The sequence below is a fragment of the Plantibacter sp. T3 genome (assembly GCF_902506515.1).
Classification (GTDB): Bacteria; Actinomycetota; Actinomycetes; order Actinomycetales; family Microbacteriaceae; genus Plantibacter; species Plantibacter auratus.
In genome coordinates, this window is record NZ_LR733286.1 from 974,961 (window position 1) to 993,988 (window position 19,028).

The 19,028-nt window shown below is 69.9% G+C and carries 18 protein-coding genes and 1 pseudogene; 8 read left to right on the top strand and 11 right to left on the bottom strand.

The window, feature by feature from the left end; translation table 11 throughout:
* Position 1: 1 nt before the first annotated feature.
* Positions 2–490 (bottom strand): annotated as a pseudogene (locus GV015_RS19130) (TetR family transcriptional regulator); the annotation flags it as partial.
* A 45-nt stretch (positions 491–535) separates the two neighbouring features.
* Here GV015_RS19130 and GV015_RS04740 point away from each other — a divergent pair.
* The gene (locus GV015_RS04740; protein ID WP_159876937.1) at positions 536–1,582 is read left to right on the top strand and encodes an NAD(P)-dependent alcohol dehydrogenase; all 1,047 of its coding nucleotides are present in this window, start codon (positions 536–538) and stop codon (positions 1,580–1,582) included.
* 3 nt (positions 1,583–1,585) lie between these two features.
* Here GV015_RS04740 and GV015_RS04745 read toward each other — a convergent pair whose 3' ends face one another.
* The 4 genes from GV015_RS04745 to GV015_RS04760 all read right to left on the bottom strand — a co-directional run bounded on the left by GV015_RS04745 (position 1,586) and on the right by GV015_RS04760 (position 6,145).
* The gene (locus GV015_RS04745; RefSeq protein WP_159876939.1) at positions 1,586–3,487 is read right to left on the bottom strand and encodes an FAD-binding monooxygenase; all 1,902 of its coding nucleotides are present in this window, start codon (positions 3,485–3,487) and stop codon (positions 1,586–1,588) included.
* Between the two features lie 133 nt (positions 3,488–3,620).
* Positions 3,621–4,154 carry a hypothetical protein gene (locus GV015_RS04750; RefSeq protein ID WP_159876941.1) on the bottom strand — a complete coding sequence of 178 codons (534 nt, stop codon included), beginning with the start codon at positions 4,152–4,154 and terminating at the stop codon, positions 3,621–3,623.
* 34 nt (positions 4,155–4,188) lie between these two features.
* Positions 4,189–5,088: a pentapeptide repeat-containing protein gene (locus GV015_RS04755; RefSeq protein ID WP_159876943.1), complete on the bottom strand. Its 900-nt coding sequence runs from the start codon at positions 5,086–5,088 to the stop codon at positions 4,189–4,191.
* A 172-nt stretch (positions 5,089–5,260) separates the two neighbouring features.
* Positions 5,261–6,145 (bottom strand): hypothetical protein, encoded by an 885-nt coding sequence (locus tag GV015_RS04760; RefSeq protein WP_071261383.1) that lies wholly within the window; start codon positions 6,143–6,145, stop codon positions 5,261–5,263.
* A gap of 108 nt (positions 6,146–6,253) precedes the next feature.
* Between GV015_RS04760 and GV015_RS04765 the strand changes: the two genes are divergently transcribed.
* Entirely contained in the window at positions 6,254–6,886 is a 633-nt protein-coding gene (locus GV015_RS04765) for a Type 1 glutamine amidotransferase-like domain-containing protein (protein ID WP_201299352.1), read from the top strand.
* A 187-nt stretch (positions 6,887–7,073) separates the two neighbouring features.
* Here GV015_RS04765 and GV015_RS04770 read toward each other — a convergent pair whose 3' ends face one another.
* The gene (locus tag GV015_RS04770) at positions 7,074–7,886 is read right to left on the bottom strand and encodes an isocitrate lyase/phosphoenolpyruvate mutase family protein (protein ID WP_159876945.1); all 813 of its coding nucleotides are present in this window, start codon (positions 7,884–7,886) and stop codon (positions 7,074–7,076) included.
* A 62-nt stretch (positions 7,887–7,948) separates the two neighbouring features.
* Positions 7,949–8,518, bottom strand: a complete 570-nt coding sequence (locus tag GV015_RS04775) for a hypothetical protein (protein ID WP_159876947.1) — start codon at positions 8,516–8,518, stop codon at positions 7,949–7,951.
* A gap of 105 nt (positions 8,519–8,623) precedes the next feature.
* On the opposite strand from GV015_RS04775, the gene GV015_RS04780 reads away from it, so the two are divergent.
* Complete coding sequence (locus GV015_RS04780; RefSeq protein WP_159876949.1) at positions 8,624–9,040, top strand: hypothetical protein; 417 nt, start codon at positions 8,624–8,626, stop codon at positions 9,038–9,040.
* Positions 9,041–9,061: 21 nt separating this feature from the next.
* Here the strand turns inward: GV015_RS04780 and GV015_RS04785 are convergent, their stop codons facing one another.
* Positions 9,062–9,907, bottom strand: coding sequence for a helix-turn-helix transcriptional regulator (locus tag GV015_RS04785; RefSeq protein ID WP_159876951.1), 846 nt, complete (start codon positions 9,905–9,907; stop codon positions 9,062–9,064).
* Positions 9,908–10,007: 100 nt separating this feature from the next.
* Here GV015_RS04785 and GV015_RS04790 point away from each other — a divergent pair, with 100 nt between their 5' ends.
* The 3 genes from GV015_RS04790 to GV015_RS04800 all read left to right on the top strand — a co-directional run bounded on the left by GV015_RS04790 (position 10,008) and on the right by GV015_RS04800 (position 12,972).
* Positions 10,008–10,763: an SDR family oxidoreductase gene (locus tag GV015_RS04790; RefSeq protein WP_159876953.1), complete on the top strand. Its 756-nt coding sequence runs from the start codon at positions 10,008–10,010 to the stop codon at positions 10,761–10,763.
* Between the two features lie 189 nt (positions 10,764–10,952).
* On the top strand, positions 10,953–11,921 hold the full coding sequence (locus tag GV015_RS04795) for an alpha/beta hydrolase (RefSeq protein WP_159876955.1): 969 nt from the start codon (positions 10,953–10,955) through the stop codon (positions 11,919–11,921).
* 64 nt (positions 11,922–11,985) lie between these two features.
* Positions 11,986–12,972, top strand: a complete 987-nt coding sequence (locus GV015_RS04800; protein WP_159876957.1) for a hypothetical protein — start codon at positions 11,986–11,988, stop codon at positions 12,970–12,972.
* 51 nt (positions 12,973–13,023) lie between these two features.
* Here the strand turns inward: GV015_RS04800 and GV015_RS04805 are convergent, their stop codons facing one another.
* A complete protein-coding gene (locus GV015_RS04805) occupies positions 13,024–15,462 on the bottom strand; it encodes a glycoside hydrolase family 2 TIM barrel-domain containing protein (RefSeq protein ID WP_159876959.1) in 2,439 nt (812 codons plus the stop codon).
* Between the two features lie 166 nt (positions 15,463–15,628).
* Here GV015_RS04805 and GV015_RS04810 point away from each other — a divergent pair, with 166 nt between their 5' ends.
* Entirely contained in the window at positions 15,629–16,687 is a 1,059-nt protein-coding gene (locus GV015_RS04810; RefSeq protein WP_201299353.1) for a LacI family DNA-binding transcriptional regulator, read from the top strand.
* Between the two features lie 51 nt (positions 16,688–16,738).
* Here the strand turns inward: GV015_RS04810 and GV015_RS04815 are convergent, their stop codons facing one another.
* Positions 16,739–17,638, bottom strand: coding sequence for an NAD-dependent epimerase/dehydratase family protein (locus tag GV015_RS04815; RefSeq protein ID WP_159876961.1), 900 nt, complete (start codon positions 17,636–17,638; stop codon positions 16,739–16,741).
* 65 nt (positions 17,639–17,703) lie between these two features.
* Between GV015_RS04815 and GV015_RS04820 the strand changes: the two genes are divergently transcribed.
* The gene (locus tag GV015_RS04820; RefSeq protein WP_064295846.1) at positions 17,704–18,015 is read left to right on the top strand and encodes a metalloregulator ArsR/SmtB family transcription factor; all 312 of its coding nucleotides are present in this window, start codon (positions 17,704–17,706) and stop codon (positions 18,013–18,015) included.
* Positions 18,016–18,088: 73 nt separating this feature from the next.
* Here GV015_RS04820 and GV015_RS04825 read toward each other — a convergent pair whose 3' ends face one another.
* Positions 18,089–18,985, bottom strand: coding sequence for an alpha/beta hydrolase fold domain-containing protein (locus GV015_RS04825; protein ID WP_159876963.1), 897 nt, complete (start codon positions 18,983–18,985; stop codon positions 18,089–18,091).
* Positions 18,986–19,028 lie beyond the last annotated feature (43 nt).

Below are 19,028 nucleotides of genomic sequence, written 5' to 3' on the forward strand. Positions count from 1 at the left end.
TCGCGACGACCGTCATCGACGCCTGTGCCCACGTCGCGGCGGTCGAGATGAGCAGCGACCAGATGTCCGCCGGGTCGAGGTCTGGGCGGATCGACCCCGCTCGTTGCTCCGCCTCGATGTCCCGGATGTGGCGGACGTCGTGGTCTTCGAGGCTGGGGTACAGGTAGCCGGTGCTCTCGCGCTCGAGCCGCTTCCACAGCACCAGGCGGGCGAGCGCCGGATCGGCGAGGTAGTCGTCGTAGAGCCGGGCCGCGTACTCGGGGAGCTCGGCGGCGGTGAACGGTACGCGGTCGCCGTTCGCGATGACGTGGGCGTGGAAGACGGCGTCGAACAGCTGGTCCTTCGCGCCGTAGTACGCGTAGATCATCGGCTTGCTCATGCCGGAGCGCTTGGCGATGCGGTCCACCCGTGCGCCTGCGATGCCGTGGGTGGCGAACTCCTCGGTCGCGGCGTCGAGGATGCGCTGGCGAGTCTGTTCGGCGGTGGTCATCGATCCAGTGTAGCGATACTACCAACTAGTAGGTAGTATCGGCCCATGCGCACAACCGCCCTCATGTCCACCGCTGCTCCCCGCTCCCTCCGACCGACCGTCATCGACCGACGCGACCTCCGCCCGGACGATGTCGACGTACGGGTCACGCACTGCGGTGTCTGCCACAGCGACCTGCACGCCCTCGCCTCCGCGGGACCCGCGGCCGGACTCGTGCCCGGTCACGAGTTCGTCGGGGAGGTCGTCGCGGTCGGCTCGGACGTGACGTCCTTCGCGCCCGGCGACGCCGTCGCCGTCGGCAACATCGTGGACTCGTGCGGAACCTGCACGATGTGTCTGCGCAGCCAGGAGAACTCCTGCTTGGAGTTCCCGACCCTCACCTACGGTGGCCGGGACCGCATCGACGGGAGCACGACGCTCGGCGGCTACTCCGGGCGCTATGTCGTCCGCGACAGCTTCGTCTACCACCGCCCGGCCTCCCTGGATCGGGCGGGTGTGGCACCCCTGATGTGCGCCGGCATCACCGTCTGGGAGCCGCTCCGCACCAACGGCGTGGGGGATGGGACGCGGCTCGGCATTGTCGGCCTCGGCGGTCTGGGGCACCTCGCCGTCCGACTCGGCCACGCGCTCGGCGCCGACGTCACGGTCTTCACCACCTCCGAGGGCAAGGCGACCGACGCACTGCGGCTCGGCGCGTCCCGGGTCGTGGTCTCGACCGACCCCGAGGCGATGGCCGCAGCGGCCGGCAGTCTCGACCTCGTCATCGACACGGTCTCCGTGGAGCACGACCTCACACCGTACCTCCGCGTCCTCGACCTCGACGGGACCCTGTGCTCGCTCGGCTACCTCGGACCGATCTCCATCCAGACGATGGACCTGCTCCTCGGCCGGAAGCGACTGACATCGTCGGGCAGTGGGGGTCACCGGTGGACGCAGGACCTGCTGGACTTCTGCGGCGCTCACGGTGTGACAGCCGACGTCGAGCTCGTCCCGGCGGCGGACGTGGACGTGGCGCTCGACCGGCTCGCCCGCAACGACGTCCGGTACCGCTTCGTCCTGGACCTCGCCGACATCGACGCCGAGCTTGCCTGACGATCAGGCGTTCGCGGTCGTCGCTTGCCGTCGCATCACGCCGTCGAAGAACGCCGCGAGCTCCGCGGTGGCCGTGAGCGGGAGCACGTGGGCGACGTACTGGTCCGGACGCACGACGACGACGGCACCCGCTCGGTCGACGCCGCGCCCGGCGAAGATGTCGACGTCGGGATGGCGGGCGTAGACCTTCTCGTAGTCGATGAGGTCGAACGGACCGACGCGCGGCAGGAACACCGGCGGAACGGTGCCGAGGTCGATGTCGGTGTGGCGCTGCTGGTAGACGATCTTCACGTCGAACCAGTCGTCGGCCCGCACGCCGTCAGGCACCGCGCGGAGCGGTGACTCCGGGTCGTCCTGCAGCCAGGCGGCGAGCTCCGCCGATCGGCCAGACGCTGGCGAAGCGGCATCCGCGAAGACGTAGATCCGCCAGCGCCCGTCGGCCGTGGCGTGGTGGCCGAGGTGGACGTGGTTCGCGTCGGCGACCCGCGAGGTGAGTGCGGACTTGAACCGTTTGCCGATGGGGAAGCTGGTGGCGAGCCGCTGGTGCGTGGGTTCGCCGACGATGGCCGACGGGCTGTACTCGGTCATGAAGCCGGCCGGGAACTCCGCGGTGCGCACGTAGAAGTCGGCGAGCTCGGACGGGTCGGCGAACTCCTCCGGTCGCTTCGCCATGAGCGTCGACCACTCCCGGTCGAAGTCGATGAGGTCCTGCGCGACCACCTGCCGCTCGGCCGAGTAGGTCGCGAGCAGGCTCTCCGGGCTGCGGCCCTCGAGCACATGTCCGAGCTTCCACGCGAGGTTGAACCCGTCCTGCATCGACACGTTCATTCCCTGGCCGGCCTTCGCGCTGTGGGTGTGGCAGGCGTCACCGGTGATGAAGACGCGCGGCGTGCGCGTGCCGAGTTCGTCGAGCGGGACGTCGTCGAAGCGGTCCGTCAGGCGATGGCCGACCTCGTAGACGCTGTGCCAGGCGACGTGCTTCACGTCGAGCCGATAGGGACTCAGGATGGTGTTCGCGTGGTCGATGATCTGCTCGATCGAGGTCGACCGCACGGCCTCGCTGCCGCCCGACGGCACCTCGCCGAGATCGACGTACATCCGGAAGAGGTGCCCGCCCTCGCGGGGGATGAGCAGGATACTGCCGCCGGAACCCGACTGGATGGCGCACTTCGTACGGATGTCGGGGAAGTCGGTGACGGCGAGGGCGTCCATGACGCCCCACGCGTGGTTCGCCTGGTCGCCGGCCAAGGTGCAGCCGATCGCCTGGCGGACGGCACTCCGGGCGCCGTCGGCCCCGATGACGTACTTCGCGCGGACGGTCCTGGTCTCGCCGGAGGACTCATCGCTCGTGTCCAGCAGTGTGACCGCGACCGGGTACTCCGCGTCGTCGTCGATCTCGAGTCCCTGGAACGCCCACCCGTAGTCCGGCCGCATCCGGGTCGGCGCGTTCGCCATGTACTCGGCGAAATAGTCGAGCACGCGGGCCTGGTTCACGATGAGGTGCGGGTACTCGCTGACGCCCGTCGTGTCGTCGAGCGGGCGTGCGCCGCGGACGATGCGGCTCGGGTCGTCGAGGTCGGGCTTCCAGAACGCCATCTCGGTGATCCGGTACGCCTCGGCGGTGATGCGCTCGGCGAAGCCGAAGGCGTCGAAGGTCTCGACGCTGCGCGCCTGGATACCGTCCGCCTGGCCGATCGCGAGGCGTCCCGGTCGGCGCTCCACGATCCGCGTGGTGATCGTCGGGAACCGGGACAGCTGGGCGGCGGCGATCATGCCGGCCGGGCCGCTGCCGACGATGAGGACGTCCATCTCTTCCGGGAGGTCCTCGGGCCGGTCGACGCCGGCGCCCGCTGCGGGCAGGACCCGCGGATCACCAGAGACATAGCCGTGGTGGTGGAACTGCATCGATTCCTCACTTCATCGTCAAGAATTCGATAATGGAACACGGTGTTCGCTTATCGCACGGCAGACACTACCCTGCACCGGCGAATGGTGGAAGACCGTTCGCCGGTGCAGGTGCAGCTCGAGTCGCGGGAGCTCAGTCCTTCGTCGCCCAGGTGCCGAGGTCCTTCACCTCGATGGCGGTCGGGAGTGCGTCCGCGTCGCCGAGGAACGCCTGGCAGGCGACCAGGGGAGCGTCGGGTGCGACTCCGGCGGTCGCGTTGCCGTCCGGCGTGCAGTCGAACTGGCCGATCACCTGGATGGGCTGGTACGTGCCCGTGCCGGTGAGCTTCCACTCGTCGGTCTTCGGGACGGGCAGAGCCGAGCGGTCCGCGTCCGCGATGTCGCCGTCGGTGAGCGTCACCGAGTAGGTGACGAAGTACGGCGTCTTGCCCTCGTCGGAGGGTGTCGACTGCAGACCCATCTCGGCGAGGTCGCTCAGCTTCCCCTCGCGCACGTCGTCGATCGCGAACGACATCTCGACGCCGGTCCCGACCTCGACGGCCACGCCCGTGCCGAGTGCCAGGGCGTCGTCGGGTGCCTGCTGCGGGCTCGAGCACCCGGTCAGGGCGACCCCGGCGGTCGCTGCGACGAGGGCGGTCAGGGCGAGGGTGCGGTGCATGCGGATCATGTCATCGACGGTATCGGGGACGGCTGCCCGAGGCCTACGGGGACAACTCCCCATCTGTCGGGGAGGAAGCGCGACGCGCCGTCGTCCAGTGCCCTGGTCGGTCGAGGGCGGTCGGCAGGAGCGCCGCTTCGTCACCTCGGGCAGCGTTGAGCTGCATCTGGGTGAGGAAAAGGGCGTCCGAGAGGACGGCACCGTCGAGTCGTGCACCGCGGAGATCGGCACCGAGCAGGTCCACGCCTGGCAGGTCCGCCCCGCGGAGGTCCGCGCCGATCAGGACCGCACCGCGCAGGTCTGCTCCGCACAGTCGACGAGCGCGCAGGTCGCGGCCGGCGAGGTCCGCCGAGGGGTGGAGGTCGTCGCCCGGCTCGGCATCGGCGCCGGCAAGGTACCCGCCCCGCGCCTCCTCGCTGACGTCGATCAGCAGGTGCCGGACCTCAGCACGGAGGGACTCGACGTCGCAGGCGAGCACCTCGGAGGTGCCGCCGTCGAGGATCAGCTGGATCCCGGTGTGGAGCCGGCTGATGTGCGCCATCAGGTCTGACGCGGCCGTCCGCTCGGCGGCTTCGACGAGGTACCAGCGCATCTCCTGCAGCTGTCGGACGACGGAGAACGTGGCGAACATCTCGGCGCTCGTGTCGGGGCGTTCCCGCCAGCTCGTGCCGCTGAAGAGCTCCTGCGAGACGAGCTGGCCAGCGCCGAAGCAGTCGAAGACGGTGCATCCGCGGAATCCTCTCGGACGCAGGGATTCGTGGATGGTGCAGGAGAAGTCGTCCGCCAGATTGAGGCAGGGCGTGCCTGCCGGTTTGTCGATCGGGAAGTCGGTTGATCGTTGGAACCCGAACGCGGTGCAGCAGAGCGCGAAGCAGTCAGCGCAGTTCGCGCGAAGAGCCGAGCGGTCGTCGGAGGGGGTCGAGGAAGCGTCGATGGACGTCATGCGTGGGTGTTCTTTCCGGAGTGGTTTCGAATGGGGGCCGGGGTGCAGGGGAACTCCGCAGGGAGCTCCCGTTCCGGGCGCACGAAATCACCGCCCCTCGTGGGAGGAGCGAACGGGTGTCGCTGAAAGGCCTCTGGGTCACAGAGAGGAAGAACGGTTCACTGCGTTCAGGCTACCCCGCCCGGTTGTGCACGTGCCAGGCTGCGACGCAGTCCTGCATCGGCAGGCCGACGGCGAGGTAGACGGTGCGATCGTGCGCGGACCGGGCGATCCGCTCACCCCGGAGCACCAGGCTGATCGGTGTGGTCGGTCGCTGCAGGATCGGCTCGACGAGGGCTGGGTCGTCGGCGTAGCGGGTCGCACCCGCCAGGGTCTCCTCGGGAAGCTCGCGTTTGCCGGGTTCGTCCATGCCGAGCACCGTGATGTGCTCGCAGGCCGCGAGCGCCGCGGCTTCGGCGACCGGCCGGCGTCCCCAGGTCGCGGTCATCGCCGAGGTCGCCGTCGTCAACGCCTGCTCGACCGTCGCCGCGACCGTCGAGCCCTCGCCCAGCTCGGCCCGCAGTGACTCGGCTCGGGCGGCATCCGGGTCGTGGATCCGGAATCCGACCGAGGGGCGTCGACGCTGCAGGGCTCGCGCGAAGGTCGCCCCTTGGACGCCGGCTCCGATGATCGCCACCGGTCCCGGTGTCGCGGCTGCGGTCAGGTGGTCGTGGACGTACGCGGCACTGAGCGCGGTTCGTTGTGCCGTGAGCCAGCCGCTGTCCATGATCGACAACAGGGCGCCGTCGGGCAGGCGGTGGAGCAGGATGGTCCCGTGCACGGCCTCGCGTGCGGTCGGGTTCTTCGCATGGACCTTCACCGTGTAGGCCGGGATGCCCTCGTGGCGACCGGGCACGAGGACCATGGCCGTGAGGTTGTCGTTGATCGGGACGCGGATGCGTTGCGGCGCACCCTCGCCCGTGTACGAGCGGAGTGCTGCACCGAGTTCCTCGGTGAGCTGCTCGACGTCCACAGCGGCGCGGACCTGTTCCCGGTCCAGGACCTGCGGTGATGTCATACGTCCACTCCAGCACAGCCACGGGAGCCGGTCCAATCCCGCGCATTCGCGGTGATGGTGGTACAGGCCCGGAGCGGCCGTGTCGGCGGTATCTTCTAGCGTGTCTCCGTGAAGATCCTCCTGCTGTCCCGCCAACCGGGCGCCATGGCGCCGTTCCTCGCCGAGTCGACCGATGCGGCGGGTCGTCGGCTGCGACTCGGGTACGTCGACGACGCGCACGTGGCGTTCGCCGAGGCTCCCTTCGTTCGCGCCGAGCGCGAGTCGGTGGAGGCCCTCGGCCACGAGGTCGTTCGGGTCACCGTCCGCGAGACCGCGCCTGCCGACCTCGACCGCACGCTGGCGGACCTGGACGCGGTCTACGTCGCGAGTGGAAGCACCTTCGCCCTGCTCGAGGCGTTGCGGAGCTCCGGGAACGACACGGTGATCACCAGGCACGTGCGGGCGGGCCTGCCGTACATCGGTGCCAGCGCCGGATCGATCATCGCCGGACCGGACGCCACCCCAGTCTCGCTCCTGGACGACCCTGCCGGCGGCCCGACACTCACCGGATTCGCCGGGCTCGCGCTGATCGACCGAACGGTGATCCCGCACGCCGACGGCCAGTTGCCGCCGTACCCGCCGGAGCTCATCAGCCGGACGCTGGAGCAGTACGCCGACGACTACCCGCTGGTCCCGCTCCGCGACGATCAGGCCCTGCTGATCGACGGCGCGACGGCGACGGTGATCCCGTCGAGTCCGTGAGGCCGGCGAGCACGTGCAGCGACGCGCCCCGCGTATCTGACGGACGCCGAGTTCGATCTGCTGCACGACCTGCTCGCATCGCCGCCGGAGGTCGACGTCGTCCTGGACATCTCCGGCTTCACGATCGACCGACAGCTCGAGGCGATCCGCGACGTGTGGTCGTCGTACCGCTGACCCCGTCGGGGGTTCAGTCCCGGATGAGCTGGTTCAGTGCGGCCCAGCCGAGCGTGGGCGGTGATGCGGGAGCTGCATCGGGCGTCTCGAGCATCGCCGTCGCCCACTGCTGCGCGAGGCTGTAAGCGGCTTCCGCGATCGACGAACCAGCGCTGATGCGACTCGCGCCGGCTCTCGCGAGCTCGCTGATCGTCAGCGTTCCCGGACCGAAGGCGACGTTGAGCGGCAGCGTCGTCGCGTCGGTGAGCCGCTCGATCGTGTCGACTCGGAGGGCTCCGAGTACGAAGATCCCGCTCGCGCCGGCCCGTGCATACGCAGCGGCACGCGTCACCGTCTCGTCGAACCAGCGGTCGCCTTCGATGTCGCCGAGTCGATGCGTGTCGATCCGGGCGTTGATGAAGAGGGGGATCCCGGCCTCGTCAGCGGCAGACCGTGCTGCCGCGATCCGTCGTTCCTGTTCCGCGATCGGGCGGAGGGAGTCCTCGAGGTTCACCCCGGAGGCGCCCGCGTCGATGCAGGAGGCGATCGTGCTGGCGACCTCGTCCGGTGTCTCGCCGTAGCCGCCCTCGATGTCCGCGGAGAGTGGGACGGGCACCGCGGATGCGATCCGCCGCGCGGTATCGAGGGCGACGTCGCGAGTCAGCTCGTTCCCATCGCGGTGCCCGAGCGACCAGGCGACCCCGGCACTCGTCGTCGCGATCGCGCGGGCGCCGGACGCCAGGATGGCGCGGGCGGAGGCGACGTCCCAGGCGTTCGGCAGGATCAGCGGGTTTCCGGGGACGTGCATCGCCTGCAGGACGAGCGCGCGTTCGAGCGGTGTGGTCATCAGGCAAGTCCAGCACATCTCGCCTGGCCGTTCGACCGCGTGGGTGGCTGAGACCCTGGGGGTCAGCGGACGGAAGGCGTGAGGGCTGAGCTCAAGCGGGACATCGGGATCGCGCCGGGGAACGGCTCGCGCGTCGGCTCCCAGCCCGGTTCGGTGAGACGCCGCTCGGTGACGTTCGTCGTCTGCCCGTCCCAGATCCTTGTGAGGACATTGCCGGTGCGCCGGCTCAACATCGTGATGATCAGGTTGAGCGGCGAGATCGGGACGGGCATCTCGACGTCGAGCAGGATGCAGAGCCGACCCGAGTACAAAAACTTCGGATCGTGGTTCACGAACCACCCGCCGCCGCCGATCCGCAGGTAGGTCTCGCCGATGTATCGCGTGGCACCGTCGTTGAAATCGGTGTCCTGCTCCTGCGCGAAGGCGTGGCGGTCCGGCCAACGGTGGAGGATGAGCCGCTCGAGGGAGACGAGCGAGTCCCGCGAGTAATCGGTGACGACCTCGCGCGGTGTGAGGAAGTCCCCGAATCGTGCGAGGCGCGGGTGCATGATCTCCAGCCACTCGATCAGCAGCTTGTCCTGCTCCGGTGCGGGTGATTGCTCGCCGGTCTCGGTGCGTCCGTCGTCGTTCATCCCTCGAACGTACGCGGTGCGCGACGGGCAGGGAATGGGGACATCTCCCCTCGGTGTGATTGGCTGGGCCACATCTGATCGAATTCGTGACCCTAGGAGGTAGCCGTGCGTGTCTTCGGTGTCTTTGCCCTCGTGCTCGCCGCCGTCGGCCTCGTAGTCGCCTCGCTGGTCGTGATCGGCAACCCGGATCTGGCCGCACCCGGTCCGCAACTCCTGCCATACCAGGCGTACGACTCCTGGCGCTTCACCCTCGGCCTCCTGCTCTGGGGCGCGGGCGTCTGGCTTGCGGTCGGCATCCTCGCGGTGTCGCGTCAGCCGGGGCTCGCCTGGCTCGTGCTGCTGGCGTTCATCCCGCTGCTCGTGGTCGACCTGATCGGCGGCGGCCTGATGCCGAGCTTCGTCCTGGCGCTCCTCGCGGTCGTCGTCCTCGGCCTGGTCGTCCCGGTGATCGTCGGGGTCGTCGGCATCGCGATCGGCGGGGCTGTCCGGCGTCGGAAGCTGCGGACAGCACCGACGGCCTGAACCGTTCGGCCGGCGCTTCCGCTACCGCGCACCCTCGAAGGTCTGCGTCCCGAGCACGGCGAGGAGCTTGAGCTTGCTTGCGGCCTCGGTGTGCGGCGCGGCCGTGAGGACGAGGAGTGCCTGCGACTGGTCCTCGGTGAACAGGGCCTGACAGTCCAGCTCGATGGGGCCGATCTCGGGGTGGATGAGCACCTTGTGGTCCTCGAAGCGCCGCCCGACCTCGTGCGTCGCCCACAGTCGCCGGAACTCCTCACTGTGCCCGGTGAGCGCCTCGACGATCTCGCCGGCCGGCGACTGCGCCCCCAACGAGCCGTAGGCCGCACGCAGCGACGCGACCTGCGCTCGACTCTGCCGGTCCCGGTCCTCGGCGGGGTATCGCTCGCGCTCCTCCGGGTGCAGGAACCAGCGGTAGATCGCGCTGCGTTCCAGGCCCCGGTATCGGTTCGCATCGCCGAACAGCGCCCGGGCCGGGTCGTTCTGGACGAGCGTCTCGCCGAGCGCCGACAGGATCAGCGCGGGTGCGTCGGTGAGCCGGTCGAGGACGCGCAGAAGCGCCGGCGCGACGTAGTCGGTCGCTGCGAGGCGGGTCGGCGCGTTGTGTCCGGCGATCCGATACAGGTAGTCGCGTTCCTCTGCACTCAATCGGAGCGCCCGCGCGAGTGAACCCAGCATCTGCGTGCTCGGCTGCGGACCCCGCTGCTGCTCGAGCCGCGCGTAGTAGTCGGTCGACATCGCTGCGAGCTGTGCGACCTCCTCGCGTCGGAGCCCGGCCGTCCGTCGCCGAGGTCCGCTGCTCAGACCGACGTCCGCGGGCTGCAACGCCGATCGGTGTCGGAGGAGGAAGTCGGCGAGCGCTGGGCGATCCATCCCGCCAGTATCCGCCTCCGCGGCCAGGCGATCCAGGGATCGCGGATCCATGGATCGCCGCACCCTGGTGCGGCCGTCGTCACCGACGGAGACTCGATCCATGCAGATCACCGGAAACACCGTCTTCATCCCCGGCGCGACGAGCGGCATCGGCCTCGCTCTCGCACGACGCCTCCACGCAGCCGGCAACACCGTCATCATCGGCGGGCGACGCACCGAACTCCTCGAGTCGATCGCCGCCGACGAGCCCGGCCTCCACACCGTGCGGATCGACACAGCAGATCCTGCGAGCATCGAAGCCGCGGCGAAGCAGGTCATCGCGGAGCACCCGGAGATGAACGTGCTCATCACGATGGCCGGCGTCATGCGCGGCGAGGACTGGACTGGTTCCGACTTCGTCGCGACCGCCGAGGAGATCATCACGACGAACGTCCTCGGGCCCATCCGGCTCATCGGCGCGTTCATCGAACAGCTCCGCAGCCGACCGGACGCCACGATCATGACCGTCTCCTCGGGCCTCGCTTTCACCCCGCTGCGGGTGACGCCGACCTACAACGCGAGCAAGGCGGCCATCCACATGCTGAGCGAGTCGATCCGCCTCCAGCTGGCGGACACGGGCGTCCGTGTCGTCGAGCTCGTCCCGCCGGCCGTCCGCACCTCGCTCATGCCCGGCCAGGAGGAGAGCGACTTCGCGATGCCACTCGACGCGTTCGCCGACGAGGTCATGGGCCTCATCGAGTCGCAGCCCGACGCCACGGAGATCCAGGTCGAGAACGTCAAGTTCCTGCGCTACGCCGAGGTCCGCGGCGAGTACGACCAGACCGTCGCGATGCTCAACCGCCTCGACCCGCACTAGGCGCGTTCGTTCGCCCGGATCTGCACGAAATCAGGCTGAGATCGTGCAGAATCGGGCGACTCAGCGCGTCCGGAGCCCGCCAGATGGCGGTGCGATGCCGGGAAGACGGGCACGTTCGGCGGGTGAGTCGGGCCGTCGCGAGCAGCAGACTGGGGACACCGTCATCCGCTGTGGACATTGGAGTTCATCATGACCGCGACCGCGAACCACCCGCCCTTCGATCCCGAGCTCGCTGCGGTCCTCGCCGCCGTCGGCGATCTGATGCCCTCGACCCTCACCGCCGACATGATCCCGATGCTGCGCCAGGCGTCGCCGGTCTCGCTCCCCGTGGACGAGATGCTCGCCGAAGCCGGGGTCGAGCGCCGCGATCTGACCATCGCCGGGTACGAGGGTGCCGAGATCTCCCTCTCCGTGCTCGCGCGAGCAGGCAAGACCGGCACCGGGCCAGGCGTGTTCCACACCCACGGCGGCGGGATGGTCATGGGCGACCGCTTCGTGGGGCTCGGCCAGTTCCTGCCGTGGATCGTCGAACTCGACGCCACCGTCGTGACCGTCGAGTACCGACTCGCGCCCGAGTTCCCCGACCCGTACCCCGTTGAGGACTGCTACGCCGCGCTCGTCTGGACGGCGGAGCACGCGCAGGAACTCGGCATGGATCCGGCTCGGTTCATCATCGCCGGAGCGAGCGCCGGCGGAGGGCTTGCTGCTGGTGTCGCGCTCCTGGCCCGCGATCGGAGCGGTCCGGAGCTCGCCGGCCAGGTCCTCATCTACCCGATGCTCGACGATCGTGACGCCACCATCTCGACCGCGCAGATCGACGGGGTCGGCGTCTGGGACCGGGGCAGCAACATCACCGGCTGGACCGCACTGCTCGGCGACCGTGTCGGTGGCGACGACGTCTCCATCTACGCCGCCCCGGCACGCGCAACCGATCTGACCGGCCTGCCACCCGCCTTCATCGACTGCGGCAGTGCAGAGGTCTTCCGTGACGAGGACGTCGCCTACGCGACGTCGCTCTGGCAGGCCGGCGTCCAAGCCGAGCTCCACGTGTGGCCGGGTGGGTTCCACGGATTCGACATGCTCGCGCCGCACGCCGAACTCGCTCGGGCCATGACCGCCGCCCGGAACGCCTGGGTCGCTCGCCTGCTCGCGCCCTGAGGGCATCGCCTGTGACGGTCCGGTTCCCTATGCTGGGTCGTCACAGGCACATCGGAGTGACGCCATGCAGGAACTCGTCGGCCGCCTCACCGCCTTGGATCCCGAGGCGAGTGAAGGTCTGAAGGTCATCGCCTACTTCGACGCGCTCGTCGGGGGCGGGGTGAACACCGAAGCGCTCACCCGTGGAGCAGCCGTTTTGGCCGGGGTACCAGCAGGAGCGCGTACCCCGGAGGCCGCCGTCCGCGTCGATCCCGCCGGCCACCGCCTGCCCGGCGACCCCGCGGACTGGCCGACGCGCACGGTCGCCGGTGACGGGTCCGTCTGGTTGGAACGCGTCGGAGTCGCCCACGCCAACGACGCGATCGTGCTCGAACGGTTCGCGCTCGCCGTGGCCCTACTGCGGTCGCGGCGTCACCCGCAGGCGGACTCGTCGGTGCAGATCCTGCTCGATGCCGACCGTTCCGAGTCGGAACGATCGCAGGCCGCCGAACGACTGTCCCTCTCCGGCTCCGCCCTGCGGGTGATCGCGACGTCACCGTCGGTGCACCCGCTCGGCGGTCCGTCGGCCCTCACGGTCGGCACCGGTGGCGTGCTGCGGGCGACGATCATCAGCGGTCCCGACTCGGTGCCGGGACCGACTACTGTCGACGGCGTCGCCGGAATCGGACGCCCGGGCGTCGCGACCCAGCTGGTGCGATCGTGGGCGGACGCGCAGTTGGCCATCAGCATGACGGACGCCTCCCACCGGGTCGTCGACATCGCGGACCTCGGTATCCTCGCTGACGCGGTCCGGGAGTTGGCCGCCACCGCCGCTGGGGTGCCGGACGTCTCGGCGCTCGCCGCACTCGACGATCGTGCCGTGCGGGTGCTCGACGCGCTGGTGCGAGGCGACAGTGTGCGGTCAGCAGCGCAGGAGCTCGGCATGCACCACTCGACGTTGCAGGGCAAGCACGATCACTTCACCCGGATCCTGGGATACGACCCTCGCGAGCCGGTCGGCCGGGCGCGCTACGAACTCGCCTCGCTGCTGCTCAGATCCATGGGGCGTTGAGTCGCCCCGTTCTGCACGGAATACGGCGATATCCGTGCAGAATCGGGCGACTCAGCGAGCCGCTGCCTCCAGATCCAAGACGACGTCGTCGAGGCCGGCGCCGCTCACCGTCACCGTGATGGCACCGGGCCCGCTCGGCCGGACGATCGCCAGCGCCCGTCCGTCGAAAGTGGTGCGCGTGGTCGCGTCGAAGCGCTCGGTCGTCTTCGGGGTGCCGGTTCCGAAGCCCGCGAGCCGACCCTCGCCCGCGACGCTGACCGAGACCTCGCGGTCGGCGCCGGTGACGAGGACGCCGGCCGCGTCCCGCAGCTCGATCGCGATGAAGGCGAGATCGGTGTCGTCGGCGCGGAGCGTCGTCCGGTCGGCGGTCGCCACGAGCCTGGTCGGTCCGGTGGCGGAGACGAGCGCGGTGCGTCCGACCTCCGCGCCCGAGCGGAACGCGACCGCCTCGAGCGTGCCCGGCCGGTAGACGGTCTCGAACACGGCGAGCTTCGGCCGGCGTCCACCCACCGGCCCACGCGCCACCTCCACACCGTCGAGCAGTAGGGCCACCTCGTCGGCATCGGCGGCGACCTCGACCGTCACCGGCGCGCCCTCGAAACCGGGCCATGTCCACGAGTCGACCGAGTCGCTCCACGCCCACGGGGACTGCATCGTGATCGTCTGCCCGTGCCGTTCCGGTCGGAGCACCGCGATGGCCGGCTCGGACCGCAGACCGAAGACGATCTCCCGGTAGTACGACACCGGCCGCCGCCAGCCGGTGATGTCGAAGTCGCCGCACCACGCGGTGAGGTACGGGAACTCGCGCTCGAGTGCGCCGTTCGCCTCCGGGTCCTCAGCGTAGGAGGTCGCACCGATGCCGACCTCGCCGAGGTAGTCCCAGCCGGTCCAGGTGAAGTCGCCGATCACGTTCGGGTTCACCTCGACGAGCGGCCAGAGGTCGCCGATCTGCGTCGGGAAGGTCTCCGAGCCGACGATCACGCGGTGCGGGAACCGCTCGGCATCGCTCGCGTAGCGGCCGTCCGCGTAATTGAGACCGAGGACGTCGAGGGCTGCACTGGACTCCTCGGTGCGCGTCGTGACGGCGTCGGAGGAACCGATGAGGCTCATCATGTTCGCGCCCGCTTCGCCCATCAGCTCGTTCAACCCCTGGTCCGACGCCATGATGCCGTCCAGATCGTCGAGCACGGCCAGGGTCGCGTTCACGCCGTTCGTCACGAGTCGTGTCGGATCCAACGCGCGCACGTGCTCGGCGAGTTCCCGCGCCTGGATCGCACCGTGCGGGGTGCCGACCTCGACGATCTCGTTGCCGATCGAGTACATGATCACGCTCGGATGGTTCATGTCCTTCGCCACCATCGACTCCAGATCGGCCCGCCACCACTGCGCGAAGTCGAGGGAGTAGTCGTGGTCCGTCTTGCCCCGGCCCCACATGTCGAAGGCCTCGTCCATGACGAGCATGCCGATGCGGTCGCAGGCGTCGAGCATGGCGGGCGACGCCGGATTGTGGGCCGCGCGGATCGCGTTGAAGCCGGCGTCCTTGAGGAGCTGGATACGCCGTTCCTCGGCGCGCGCGATCGACGCTGCACCGAGCGGACCGTTGTCGCTGTGGACACAGGCGCCGCGCAGGAGCACCGGCTCGCCGTTGATGCGGAGACCCTTCCGAGGGTCGACGGTGACCGTGCGGATGCCGTGGACCGTGTGGACGACGGCCGCCTCGTCGGCGGGTCGGTCGTCGACCTCGAGCGAGGTCCTCGCCGAGTACAGTGCCGGCGAGTCGACGCTCCACAGGGCTGCGTCCGGCACGTACAGGCGCTGGCGGATGAGCGCGCTACCGCCTGGCGCGACGGTGACCGGCGTGCGCTCGCCCTCCACCACGCTCCCGTCCGGGCCGGCGAGTTCCGTCACGAGGACGCGCGCGCTCCTGGTGAGACCCCGGTTGACGATGGTCGTCGCCACTTCGAGCACCGCCTGGTCGTCCTCGATCCGGATCGTCGTGATGCGGACACCGTCGGGTTCGACGTGCGTGGGCTCGTCGACGTGCAGGAGGACCGGGCGGTGCAGGCCGGCTCCGGCGTACCAGCGGGAGTCCTGCCCTGCGCGGGTCTCGATGCGCAGCGTGTTCGTCTCGCCGAAACGGAGGAACGGGGTGAGCTCGACGAAGAAGCGCGCGAAGCCGTCGGCACGATTGCCGGCGAACTCGTCGTTGAGGTACACCATCGCGTGACGGAACGCGCCCTGGATCTCGAGCCGGACGATGCGACCGGACCACTCGGCGGGGACCTCGAAGGTCTTCACCTGGCTGAACGCGCCGGCGGGGAAGTAGGCGGCCCCGCCCTTGGCGACTGCGTCCGGCGAGCGCTCGGTATCGCGCAGGGCGTCGTGCGGGAGGGTCACGGCCAGCGAGTCGTCGGCACCGCCCTGGACGGCGGCGAACGGGCCTCGGGGTGCGCGGACGATCCAGTCGCCGGTGAACGGGATGGTGGTCATGACGTGCTCCAGTGCAGATCGGGATGACGAAAGTCTTTCGGCGTCGTGCGCCCTGACCCCGAAGGTAGGCTGAGCGGCCAGGCGTCGTCAACGCGTCGATTCGAAACTGTTTCGCTAGGCTGGGCGCGTCGGACGGCTGCCCGCTGCGGGACGAGGGAGAGGCTCCATGGCACGCACACCCATGACGGGTCCGACGCTGGCGTCGATCGCAGAGCGCGCCGGTGTCTCGATCGCGACCGTCTCGAAGGTGATCAACGGTCGTTCGGGCATGTCCGAGGCGACCCGTGCCCGGGTCGAGACGGCCGTGCGTGAGCTCGGGTACCGCCCGACACCCCGGTCGATCCCCGGTGTTCCGCGAACCATCCACGTCGTGTTCGACACCCTGCACAGCGTCTACTCCCTCCGTGTCCTCGACGGCATGGTCGCCGCGGCACAGCGGTCGGACGTCGATCTCGTGACGCGGGTGCTGTCGCCCGGTTCCGGCTTCGGGTCCACGGATGCGACCGGAGACGAGGTGGCGCTCGACCGCAGCTTCGTCGACGGCGTCGCGGCGCGAGGTGCGATCGGCATGATCGTCGTCACGACGCCCATCGCAGCCGACATCGTCGATGCCTGCCTCGACGCGGGCATCGCGCTCGTCGCGGTCGACTCGCCGGATCCGCTCGACCGCTCGGTGGCGAGCATCGGGTCGAGCCATGCGGCCGGTGGTCAGCAGGCGGTCGAGCACCTCGTCGGCCTCGGGCATCGGCGGATCGCCTTCGTGGGCGGACATCCGGCGAATCCCGGCCTTCATGCGCGGGCGATCGGCTATCGAGAGGCGCTTTTGTCGGCCGGTGTCACGCTCGACCCAGGGCTCGTCTCGGAGGAGGGGATGGGCACCTCGGCGCGGGCGGTCGAGCGCATGCTCGCACTCGACGACCCGCCGACCGCCGTGTTCGCGACCAACGACGCCGACGCCTTCGCCGTCATCCGCACGGTCGTCCAGGCCGGTCTCCGCGTGCCGGAGGACGTGAGCGTAGTCGGCTACGACGACACGTACTCGGCGATGCTGACCGTTCCGCTCCTGACGACCGTCCACACCTCGATGCACGACATCGGCCGGGCGGCGGTCGACACCGTCCTCCGCCTGCATGCTGGCGAGCGGCCGTTCTCCCATCACCTCGAGCTCGCGACGACGCTCATCGCGCGGGAGTCGACGGGGCCGGTCCCGCCCTCGACGCCCTGAGTTGCCCGAATCTGTGCGTTTCAGCCCGAACTTCGAGCAGTTTCGGGCGACTCAGCGGGACGAGCGCGGCAGGCGGAGGTCGTGGAGCGTGAAGCGGCCGACGGGGAGCGCGGCACGGATCCGGGACTCGTCGAAGCGGCGTGAGGGACGGAGATCCGCGGGGAGTTCCGGTGCCGCTGGGGCCGCCTCGCTCACTCCTTCCGCCAGCATCTGTGCCTGCGCCTTCGCCACCAACGGCGTCTTCATGAGGCGTTCCGTCGCGCCCGCGAGCAGGCGGATCGTCCACACGGGGACCGGGACGTACAGCGGGCGGCGTCCGGCCACGTGCGCGATCCGGCGCACGGCCGCACCCAGCTCGAGTTCCTCGGCGCCCATGACCGCGACGGTCGGCTCCGACACCCGGCCCTCGAGTGCTGCGACGAGGACGTCGACGGCGTCCGCGACCGGCACCGGACGCACGCGGCGCTCGCGGTAGCCGACGGTCGCGAACACCGGGACGGTGCGGACGGCCTTGGTGACGTGATCGACCATGTGGTCGCCTGCGCCGTAGATCATGCCGAACTTGAGGACGGTGTGCGCGATGCCCGAGCCCCGCACGATCTCCTCGGCCGCCCACTTCGTCTCGTGGTATCCGGAGCCGCAGTCGGGGCGCGCGCGGAGGAAACTCACCAGCACGATGCGACCGACGCCGGCGCGACGGGCCGCGTCCACGACCGCCCGGGTGCCGTCGACGTGCACGCGCTGGAAGGTCTGGTCGCCGAGCTCCCGGTTGATCCCGGCGCAGTGCGCGACCGCGTCGCAGTCGGCGAACGCGGCGGTCAACGCCTCGACGTCGTCGATCTCCACGCCGGTGCGTCGGGAGACGACGACGATCTCGTGCCCGTCGTGCTGCAGTCGCTCGGCCAGGTGTCGTCCGACGAACCCGGTCCCACCGGTGATGGCCACTCGCATGCTGTCTCCTTCGCTTGTTAGCAATATAGCGAAACTGTATATCGCAATTGTGCTAGATTGCAAACATGGCAGATACAGCGTCGGACATCTTCGCCGCGCTCGCTCATCCGACGCGGCGGCAGATCCTGCAGGACCTCAAAGACGGCGAGCTCGCCGCGGGGGAGATCGCCGCACGCTTCGACGCCACCGGTCCGACCATCTCGCGGCACCTGAGCGTCCTGCGCCAGGCCGGCCTCGTCTCCGAGCGCCGCGATGCGAACCGCATCCTCTACTCACTCGTCGGTGAGCGCCTCGCGCTGTCGGTGGGCGACTTCCTGTCCACCGTGTGCCCGGAGCAGATGGTCCTGCGTGAGGTCCGCAAGCGCCGGACCGCGTAGCTCGGTCTCGATCCGGCGCTGAGTCGCCCGAAGATGTCCGATTCCGCCGCGATCTCGAGCCGTTTCGCGCGACTCAGCGCAGCCCGCGCGTGACGCTGCGGACGATCGTCTGCGTGGCGGCCTCTCCGGCGCGGGTCGGCAGTAGTGCCCAGACGTGGAACTGTCCGGTGCCCTCGTGGTAGTCGACGGTGACGCCGGCCGCTTCGGCTCGGTCGACGAGCAGCTCTGCGTCGGGGTTGAGGACGTCGCGGGTCCCGCTCAAGAGCGTGAGTGGTCCGAGCCCGGCGAAGTCGCCGAAGAGGGGGCTCACGGTCGGATCGGTGATGTCCAGATCGCCGCGCCAGTGCTCCGCGAACACGCGCCCACCGGGCGTCGCCAGCCAGGGGTCGCTCGGCTGCACGAGGGGGATCCGCGGGTTGCTCCAGGTGAGGTCGAGCGCCGGTGACAGCAGGGTGGTCATCGGCAGGACGACACCCTCGTCCCGGAGTCGGAGCGCAGCCGACAGGGCGATCTGACCGCCGGCCGAGTCGCCCGCGAGGACGGTCGGCCCGTGCCGCTCGATGCTGCGCCGGACCAGCTCGACGACGCCGTTCTGCGCCACCGCCGCGGTGCCGTAGGGCACGAGCGGGTAGATCGGGAGTGTGACCACGGCGCCGGTCTCCGCGGCGATGGTGGCCGCCAGCGTCCAGTGCTGCGGTGCGATCTCGCCGACCCAGCCGCCGCCGTGCGCGTACACGACCCCGCCGATCGCCGGTCGTCGCGTGGGGGACACGGTGTACACCGGCCACTCTCCGAAACGTTCGACGTCGACCCGGACGTCGCTGCGGAGGGTGCCGGGCGGACCGTAGGACGCCGGCCGGAGGGTGCGTTCCCGGATCCGGCGGCGCGCGCCGGCCTCACTCACGAAGGCGCGGTTCGCGCGGATCAGTCGGAGCGCTGGGCCGACGACGACGCCTGGGATGGTGAGCACGGTGCCTCCGCGGTTGACGGGTTCCTGGGGCTCGCCACGGTAG

Coding starts and splice junctions, on each gene's coding strand:
- GV015_RS04800 (WP_159876957.1), top strand. CDS start 11,986: ATGCAGGAACTCGTCGGCCGCCTCACCGCCTTGGATCCCGAGGCGAGT.
- GV015_RS04805 (WP_159876959.1), bottom strand. CDS start 15,462: ATGACCACCATCCCGTTCACCGGCGACTGGATCGTCCGCGCACCCCGA.
- GV015_RS04750 (WP_159876941.1), bottom strand. CDS start 4,154: ATGATCCGCATGCACCGCACCCTCGCCCTGACCGCCCTCGTCGCAGCG.
- GV015_RS04815 (WP_159876961.1), bottom strand. CDS start 17,638: ATGCGAGTGGCCATCACCGGTGGGACCGGGTTCGTCGGACGACACCTG.
- GV015_RS04820 (WP_064295846.1), top strand. CDS start 17,704: ATGGCAGATACAGCGTCGGACATCTTCGCCGCGCTCGCTCATCCGACG.
- GV015_RS04740 (WP_159876937.1), top strand. CDS start 536: ATGCGCACAACCGCCCTCATGTCCACCGCTGCTCCCCGCTCCCTCCGA.
- GV015_RS04785 (WP_159876951.1), bottom strand. CDS start 9,907: ATGGATCGCCCAGCGCTCGCCGACTTCCTCCTCCGACACCGATCGGCG.
- GV015_RS04790 (WP_159876953.1), top strand. CDS start 10,008: ATGCAGATCACCGGAAACACCGTCTTCATCCCCGGCGCGACGAGCGGC.
- GV015_RS04775 (WP_159876947.1), bottom strand. CDS start 8,518: ATGAACGACGACGGACGCACCGAGACCGGCGAGCAATCACCCGCACCG.
- GV015_RS04760 (WP_071261383.1), bottom strand. CDS start 6,145: ATGACATCACCGCAGGTCCTGGACCGGGAACAGGTCCGCGCCGCTGTG.
- GV015_RS04745 (WP_159876939.1), bottom strand. CDS start 3,487: ATGCAGTTCCACCACCACGGCTATGTCTCTGGTGATCCGCGGGTCCTG.
- GV015_RS04795 (WP_159876955.1), top strand. CDS start 10,953: ATGACCGCGACCGCGAACCACCCGCCCTTCGATCCCGAGCTCGCTGCG.
- GV015_RS04770 (WP_159876945.1), bottom strand. CDS start 7,886: ATGACCACACCGCTCGAACGCGCGCTCGTCCTGCAGGCGATGCACGTC.
- GV015_RS04810 (WP_201299353.1), top strand. CDS start 15,629: ATGGCACGCACACCCATGACGGGTCCGACGCTGGCGTCGATCGCAGAG.
- GV015_RS04755 (WP_159876943.1), bottom strand. CDS start 5,088: ATGACGTCCATCGACGCTTCCTCGACCCCCTCCGACGACCGCTCGGCT.